At 56.6% G+C, this 8090-nt stretch carries 7 protein-coding genes; 3 read left to right on the plus strand and 4 right to left on the minus strand.

Annotated elements, in window-relative coordinates:
- Positions 1-39: 39 nt before the first annotated feature.
- The 3 genes from KGA98_RS18385 to KGA98_RS18395 all read left to right on the plus strand — a co-directional run bounded on the left by KGA98_RS18385 (position 40) and on the right by KGA98_RS18395 (position 2523).
- Complete coding sequence (locus tag KGA98_RS18385) at positions 40-1053, plus strand: glycosyltransferase family 2 protein (protein WP_223503054.1); 1014 nt, start codon at positions 40-42, stop codon at positions 1051-1053.
- Positions 1054-1061: 8 nt separating this feature from the next.
- Positions 1062-1457: a GtrA family protein gene (locus KGA98_RS18390; protein ID WP_223503056.1), complete on the plus strand. Its 396-nt coding sequence runs from the start codon at positions 1062-1064 to the stop codon at positions 1455-1457.
- A 661-nt stretch (positions 1458-2118) separates the two neighbouring features.
- Positions 2119-2523, plus strand: coding sequence for a hypothetical protein (locus tag KGA98_RS18395; protein ID WP_223503058.1), 405 nt, complete (start codon positions 2119-2121; stop codon positions 2521-2523).
- An 89-nt stretch (positions 2524-2612) separates the two neighbouring features.
- Here KGA98_RS18395 and KGA98_RS18400 read toward each other — a convergent pair whose 3' ends face one another.
- From KGA98_RS18400 to KGA98_RS18420, 4 genes are all read right to left on the minus strand, one after another.
- Positions 2613-3008 carry a lysis system i-spanin subunit Rz gene (locus KGA98_RS18400; protein ID WP_223503060.1) on the minus strand — a complete coding sequence of 132 codons (396 nt, stop codon included), beginning with the start codon at positions 3006-3008 and terminating at the stop codon, positions 2613-2615.
- Between the two features lie 106 nt (positions 3009-3114).
- Positions 3115-5328 carry a catalase/peroxidase HPI gene (gene katG / locus KGA98_RS18410; protein ID WP_223503062.1) on the minus strand — a complete coding sequence of 738 codons (2214 nt, stop codon included), beginning with the start codon at positions 5326-5328 and terminating at the stop codon, positions 3115-3117.
- A gap of 294 nt (positions 5329-5622) precedes the next feature.
- On the minus strand, positions 5623-5820 hold the full coding sequence (locus tag KGA98_RS18415) for a YbdD/YjiX family protein (protein ID WP_007976534.1): 198 nt from the start codon (positions 5818-5820) through the stop codon (positions 5623-5625).
- A 2-nt stretch (positions 5821-5822) separates the two neighbouring features.
- The gene (locus KGA98_RS18420; RefSeq protein ID WP_150814372.1) at positions 5823-7880 is read right to left on the minus strand and encodes a carbon starvation CstA family protein; all 2058 of its coding nucleotides are present in this window, start codon (positions 7878-7880) and stop codon (positions 5823-5825) included.
- Positions 7881-8090 lie beyond the last annotated feature (210 nt).

Below are 8090 nucleotides of genomic sequence, written 5' to 3' on the forward strand. Positions count from 1 at the left end.
AACCTGTCGAGCCCACAACTAAATAAGACATAAAATACTATGACACCAAAAGCGGTCGGGCCACATATTTCAGTCATTGTTCCGGTTTACAAGGCCGAGAACACACTTGACGAGCTTTACTCCAGATTAAGAAAATCCCTTGAAAGGATTTCGATCGACTTTGAAATTTTGTTGATCGAAGACTGCGGGGGCGATCGCTCCTGGCAGATTATAGAGCGCCTCGCTGAGGCCGACCCCCGGGTTCGCGGCATTCAGTTAAGTCGAAACTTCGGCCAACACTATGGAATAACCGCCGGCTTGGACGCTTGCCGAGGGCAATGGGCTGTCGTAATGGACTGCGATCTTCAAGATCGCCCTGAAGAAATTCCACGCCTCTATGCCAAAGCCCAAGAAGGTTACGACATTGTTCTAGCTTTGCGGGGAAAACGAAGCGACCCCCCGCTTAAGCGAGCAACTTCCTGGCTGTTCTACAAGACGTTCAGCTACTTGGCAGACTTTGAATATAATGGCGACAGCGGAAACTTCCGTATCATCGCTCGAAAAGTTGTAGATAATGTCTGTCAAATGCGAGAGCAACTCCGCTTTTTTGGTGCACTGGTTCACTGGACAGGCTTTGCCAGTACAGGAATTGAGATTGAGCACGCGGAACGCCTGGATGGGAAAAGCACTTATACGTTTTCAAAGCTTTGGAATTTGGCTATGGAAACAATTATCGCATACTCAGACAAGCCACTTCGACTTGCGGTAAAGCTTGGTTTCTCCATGGCCTTACTGTCATTTATTTACGGGGCCTACCTCATATTCACCACCATGCTCCATGGTGCAGTAGTGCAAGGCTGGACCAGTCTCATGGTCTCGATATTCTTCATTGGCGGCATTGTGATATCAATACAAGGCATCGTTGGAATATATGTCGGAAAGACATTTGACCAAACCAAGCGGCGCCCCTTGTACATCATAGGCCAGAAAACCTACGAATCGCGACGAGAGACACAAGACATAACTGCACGTAGCTCACCGTCAGCTTCCCCCATCGAAGAAGATAGAAGGTAGTTGACTGAATGAGCTTTTTCACCTCTCCTTCTTTTGGCCAATTAATTCGCTACGGCATCGTCGGCATAGTTAATAACTCTTTGCTTTACCTCGGGTATCTGTTGATTGTGTATTCCGGGAGAGGTGAAAAACTGTCGATGACGCTAATGTATTTAACAGGCGTCGCCATTGGCTATATCGCCAACTACAAATGGACATTTTCTCAGAAAAAAAATCGAGGAGCACTAATCCGTTATGTACAGATGCATATAACCGGGTACCTGATTAATTTTATGCTCCTGTACATCCTTGTCGACACTCTGCATTACCCCCATCAGATCATTCAGATTCTTGCGATAATAGCGGTTGCGTTTTTTGGATTCTTCACATGTAAGTACTTCGTTTTTAGCGAAAACACGGCATGAGAACAAGGAGTTTTAATCATCAAAACAAGACATGAGCTACCGAATCGCCAGGTCACGCTGAATCAGGTCGCGATCTATTTGGTATTGCTATTGATCATTACCCTAACTGCTAAAGCGGGCCCCGACTTCGTATGACGCTCTGAAGGCGCATCTGCACTACTTCTGCCTTCCGCATATCCATGTCTGACCCGGCAAGCATGAAGGCTGCGTTGAACCAGTTAGTGCAAGGTGCAGCTGCTAGCCCGGCTTGCGCCAGCAACAGCCCCTTCGATCGAACCGACACTTGGACCATCGTCGACAAGCAGGACTTCGCCATCCAGATCGAAAGCCAGCAGAGAGGTGCTCGATTCCGGGTTATTCCTGAATGGATCATCCAGGGTCATCGGCATCAGTGATGCGAGTCGTAGGCTTGCTCGCAAGTCAATCCCCTGGCTCGGGCATGGTCAGCAATTGCAGCCAGTTCGCTCGTTGGTCAGCGCGCTTGAGCACGTCTGCAAACACAGCTGCGACGCGGGCAGCTGTCGACTTCTTCCAAGCCGCTCAGAGTGGAAGCGTTGGTTGCCGATCTTCCATTGATCTGGCCATCGATATGCCACTTGCGGCTGTCATAACTCCAGAGTAGCTTTGCACGCTGATCAGTTCTCAATGGGATAGGTCTTAAATGGAAATCATCATAACCACGCTGCTGATTGGCTTTTCTTTGGGGGCAGTCTGGATTTTTGCCTTATTCGTTGGGTTATGTTTCCAAGTCAAGCAGTGGTGTCATGATTGGATCAACCACACCCCTTCACCGATCGAACCGAACATAGTTCTTGAAAAAGTGCTGGTGTTTGTTGGTGCGAGCAGTTTTGACCGATTCACCTGCGTCATGGTCATCCTGACTGCCCTGGTGCTCTGGCCTTTTTCCCTTGTCCTGACGGTTCCGACAATCAGAGCCTTTCGCCAGCGTGAGCGGCGCAGGGTTGAAAAATCACTGGTATGTCAAAGCGAACCAATGCATCTCTCGCCGGATACGCCGACGCCTCTCGTGACAGCTATTAATAGTCGCTCAGCCTCGAACGTTTGATTATGTAGGTGCAGAGCAACTCTGCCACCTCCCCGCGGCACTGATAGCCCTGCTGGAAACAGCAATGGCAAAAGTATCAGACTGATTTACTAGCGTATGCCACACACATTGCGTACATAACTTTTAAGCACCTTCAAGCCTGCTTGGTCGGCAATGATGCCGGCGCGGATATCGAAAACAGTTGATCCAAAAGCTGAAGAGAGTTCGACGGTTCCTGTATCGCCCAAGCTGGCGGGGCTGGTGGAACTGGGCATGTCCCCACCAACGGCACGACAACTTTGCGCGATACGCAGCCGACGAGCAACCCGGTACTGCTTCCATGTCTTCAGCAGCGCAACATCGTCAGGGGTGGCGTCATCGATATCCACTGCGTCCTGCAGCGGGTTGATGGCTCGCGTGGCTTGATCCAGCAGGAAGTCCCTGGTGGAAGTGTTCGACGCCTTGATTTCTTCCGGCGACGAGCTTGGCCACAAAGACTGGACCATGATCGCCAAGGTTTATGGTCGCTGGATGCCCTCCGCTGATGTCGGAGCCGGAGGGCGAGCCGAGGCACTTTTTGCCGGTAATGCCAGCGTTATGACAACATCCCCTCTAGACAGTGCGGTTTAAGTCGAACCGGTCTAAATTCATCACTTTGGTCCACGCAGCGACGAAGTCCTTGACGAACTTCTGTTGCGCATCGGCGCAGGCATAGACTTCAGCCAGCGCACGCAACTGCGCGTTCGAACCGAAGACCAGGTCAACCCGGGTCCCCGTCCACTTCACTGCACCGGTTTTGCGATCACGCCCTTCATACTCTTGCTGGGCATCCGACACGGGCTTCCACTCCACGCCCATATCCAGCAGGTTGGTGAAGAAGTCGTTGGTCAAGGCTTCCGGACGCGTGGTGAACACACCGTGTTTGCTCTGGCCGACATTGATGTCCAACCCGCGCAAGCCACCCAGCAATACCGTCATTTCCGGCGCACTGAGCGTCAGCAGTTGTGCCTTGTCGATCAGCAATTTTTCGGCCGGCACCCGGTACTGTTGCTTCAGGTAATTACGGAAGCCGTCGGCAATCGGTTCAAGGAATCCGAAGGACTCGACATCGGTCTGTTCCTGGCTGGCGTCCATGCGTCCCGGGCTGAACGGCACCGTCACACTGTGGCCGGCGTTTTTCGCAGCCTGTTCGACACCCGCGCCACCGGCGAGCACGATCAGGTCGGCCAGGGAGATTTTCTTGCCATCGGTTTGCGCGCTATTGAACTCGTTCTGGATGCCTTCGAGTTTGGCCAGCACATTGGCCAGTTGCTCTGGCTGGTTGGCCTCCCAGGACTTTTGCGGTGCCAGGCGCAGACGCCCGCCGTTGGCACCGCCGCGCTTGTCGGAGCCACGGAAGCTGGAAGCCGCCGCCCAAGCTGTAGATACAAGCTGCGAGACCGACAGGCCGGACGCCAGCACCTTGCTTTTCAGGCCCGCCACGTCACTGTCATTGACCAGCGGATGATCGACGGCAGGGATCGGGTCTTGCCACAGCAGTTCTTCGTTCGGCATTTCCGGGCCGAAGTAGCGTGAGAGCGGACCCATGTCACGGTGAATCAGCTTGTACCAGGCACGGGCGAAGGCGTCGGCCAACTGGTCTGGATTGGCCAGGAAGCGCCGCGAAATCGGTTCATAGATCGGGTCGAAGCGTAGCGACAGGTCCGTGGTCAGCATGGTCGGATCGCGCCGTCTGGACGGGTCAAAGGCATCCGGAATGGTACCGGCGCCAGCGCCGTTTTTCGGCGTCCACTGGTTTGCCCCCGCCGGGCTCTTGGTCAGTTCCCATTCGTAACCGAACAGGTTCTCCAGGTAGTTGTTGCTCCACTGGGTTGGCGTGGTGGTCCAGGTGACTTCCAGGCCGCTGGAGATGGTGTCGCCACCTTTACCGGTACCGAACGTGCTCTTCCAGCCCAGGCCCTGCAGCTCGAGGCCGGCGGCTTCGGGCTCAGGTCCGACATGATCGACGGGACCTGCACCGTGGGTTTTGCCGAAGGCGTGACCGCCCGCGATCAGCGCGACGGTTTCCTCATCGTTCATTGCCATGCGCGCAAAGGTTTCACGGATATCTATCCCGGCGGAAACCGGATCGGAGTTGCCTTCAGGGCCCTCCGGGTTTACGTAGATCAGGCCCATCTGCACGGCTGCGAGGGGGGTTTCCAGAGTGCGCTCTACGGGATTTTGCCCGGCATCCTTGCCATAACGCACGTCGCCACCCAGCCACTTGCCTTCAGCCCCCCAGTAGACGTCTTCGTCCGGTTCCCAGACATCGGGGCGGCCAGCGGAAAAACCAAAGGTCTTGAAGCCCATGGATTCCAGTGCGACGTTGCCGGCGAGGACGATCAGGTCGGCCCAGGAGATTTTGTTGCCGTACTTTTGCTTGATCGGCCAGAGCAGCCGACGGGCCTTGTCGAGGCTGACGTTGTCCGGCCAGCTGTTGAGCGGCGCAAAACGTTGCTGACCGGAACCGGCACCACCCCGACCGTCACCGGTGCGATAGGTGCCTGCGGCGTGCCAGGACATGCGGATAAAGAAAGGCCCATAGTGACCGAAGTCCGCCGGCCACCAATCCTGGGAATCGGTCATCAGCGCAGTCAGGTCGTTTTTCAGCGCCTGGAAGTCCAGGCTCTTGAAGGCTTCGGCGTAGTTGAAGTCGCCTCCCAGCGGGTCAGACTTGGGCGAGTGTTGACTCAGGATCTTCAGGTTCAGTTGGTTCGGCCACCAATCGCGGTTCGTCGTGCCACCGCCAGCGGCGTGATTGAACGGGCATTTCGATTCAGTTGACATGGCATCTCCTCTTGATTTTGTTTTCAGCTAACCACCTTTGAGCGTGGCTCCGGATCACCGATTGATGAAATAGCTTTTCGGTATGGGATCCATAGCCTTGAGGCTATGACAGCCCCGCGATCAGTCGCTCCAGACCCTCCATTAAAGTCCCGGTCGGGGAAACTGTCGCTTCATCTTTGGAGATAGCTGATAAACAGTTCAAATCAGTAACGAGTTGCACAGTGGATGAGCAGCATTGGCTGCATTCCTGTACTCAATAAAAAACCGGCCTTTCAGCCGGTTTTTTTATTTCACTCAACAGCACTTCGGTCCGGCTTTACTGCCGTAACGGGCCTCCTGGCGCTCGCGGAAGAACGCCTCGTAGTCCATCACCGGCTTGTCCGGGTGCTTGGTCTGCATATGCTCGACGTAGTTGTCGTAGTCGGGCATGCCGACCATCAGACGCGCGGCCTGACCGAGGTATTTACCGAGGCGACTCAGGTCATTGAACATGATCAGGCATCCGGCAGCGCTTGATATGGCGCTTCTTTATCCGTGCGTTCCTTGGTGCCCCAGGCAGCGATGCCGACCTTGAGCGCAAAGAACAGGATGCTGAACACCACGAACAGGAACAGCGCAGTCAGGGTCGCGTTGGTGTAGGCGTTGAAGATCACATGCTGCATCTGGTCGATGCTCTTGGCCGGGGCCAGCACCTGACCATTGGCCAGCGCATCGCTGTACTTCTTCGCCAGGGCCAGGAAGCCGATCGCCGGGTTGGCGTCGAACAGCTTGATGAAGCCGGCGGTGGTGGTGCAGATCAGCAGCCATACGGCCGGCAGCAAGGTCACCCACACATAACGCTGGCGCTTCATCTTGATCAGCACCACGGTGCCGAGCATCAGCGCGATACCGGCCAGCATCTGGTTGGAGATACCGAACAGCGGCCACAGGGTGTTGATGCCACCCAGTGGATCGATCACGCCCTGGTACAGCAGATAACCCCACATGGCCACGCAACCGGCGGTGGCCACCAGGTTGGCGGTCCAGGATTCGGTGCGTTTGAGCGCCGGCACGAAAGAGCCGAGCAAGTCCTGGAGCATGAAGCGCCCGGCACGGGTACCGGCGTCGACTGCGGTGAGGATGAACAGCGCTTCGAACAGGATCGCGAAGTGGTACCAGAACGCCATGGTGTTTTCACCCGGCAGAAGCTGGTGCAGGATCTGCGCGATCCCGACCGCCAGGGTCGGCGCGCCGCCGGCACGGGCCAGGATGGTGGTTTCACCGATGTCATGGGCGACCGCTTGCAGGGCTTCCGGGGTAATGGCAAAGCCCCAGCTGCTGACGGTTTGTGCAACCGCGACCGCATCGGCACCGACTACGGCGGCCGGGCTGTTCATGGCGAAGTACACACCCGGATCGATGACCGAAGCCGCGACCATGGCCATGATCGCCACGAACGACTCCATCAGCATGCCGCCGTAACCGATGTAACGGGCATGCCCCTCACTGGCGAGCAGCTTGGGCGTGGTGCCGGAAGCAATCAGCGAGTGGAAACCGGAGACCGCGCCACAGGCGATGGTGATGAACAGGAACGGGAACAGACCGCCCTTCCAAACCGGACCGGTGCCGTCGACGAACTGGGTCAGGGCCGGCATTCTCAGCTCGGGCATGGTCACCAGGATGCCAATCGCCAGGGCGACGATGGTGCCGATTTTCAGGAAGGTGGAGAGGTAGTCACGGGGTGCCAGGATCAGCCACACCGGCAATACCGCCGCGACAAAACCGTAACCGATCAGCATCCAGGTGATCTGGATACCGGTAAAGGTAAAGGCTTTGGCCCACACCGGATCCGCGGCAATCTGCCCGCCGAGCCAGATCGAGCCCAGCAGCAACAGCACGCCGATCACCGAGATTTCACCAATGCGACCCGGGCGGATGTAGCGCATGTAGATGCCCATGAACATCGCGATCGGGATGGTCGCCATTACCGTGAAAATGCCCCAAGGGCTTTCGGCCAGGGCCTTCACCACGATCAGCGCCAGCACCGCGAGGATGATGACCATGATCAGGAAGCAGCCGAACAGCGCGATGGTGCCGGGGATGCGGCCCATTTCCTCACGGACCATGTCGCCCAGGGAACGACCGTTGCGGCGGGTGGACATGAACAGGACCATGAAGTCCTGCACCGCACCGGCCAGCACCACGCCGGCGATCAGCCACAGCGTGCCGGGCAGGTAGCCCATCTGCGCCGCCAATACCGGGCCGACCAGCGGACCTGCACCGGCAATGGCCGCGAAGTGGTGACCGAACAGGACATGTTTGTTGGTCGGCACGTAGTCCAGACCATCGTTATTGAGCACAGCCGGAGTGGCTCGATTGGGGTCGAGTTGCATCACTTTGTTGGCGATGAACAGGCTGTAGTAGCGGTAGGCAACGAGGTAGATGGCGACGGCTGCGACTACGATCCACAGGGCGTTGATCGCTTCGCCGCGGCGCAGGGCCACGACACTCAGCGCAATCGCTCCCAGGACAGCCACGGCAAACCAGGCGAGGTGTTTAGCCAGACGGGGCATAGCGTGTCTCCTGCCGACAGCCAGTGACTGCGGCGGTAATTTTTATAATTGTGTCCGCAGTGCGGAGCTGGCCCAATATCTGCGCATGTCGTCCACAAATAAATCCGCGTTACTACGTACGTGGCGTCTACGTAGTTCTACGTAGATGACGCCGATCTCCCTGTGGGAGCGGGCTTGCTCGCGAAGGCGGTGGATCAGTCAATATTGATG

It is taken from the genome of Pseudomonas sp. BF-R-24, assembly GCF_019947335.1.
GTDB lineage: Bacteria > Pseudomonadota > Gammaproteobacteria > Pseudomonadales > Pseudomonadaceae > Aquipseudomonas > Aquipseudomonas jessenii.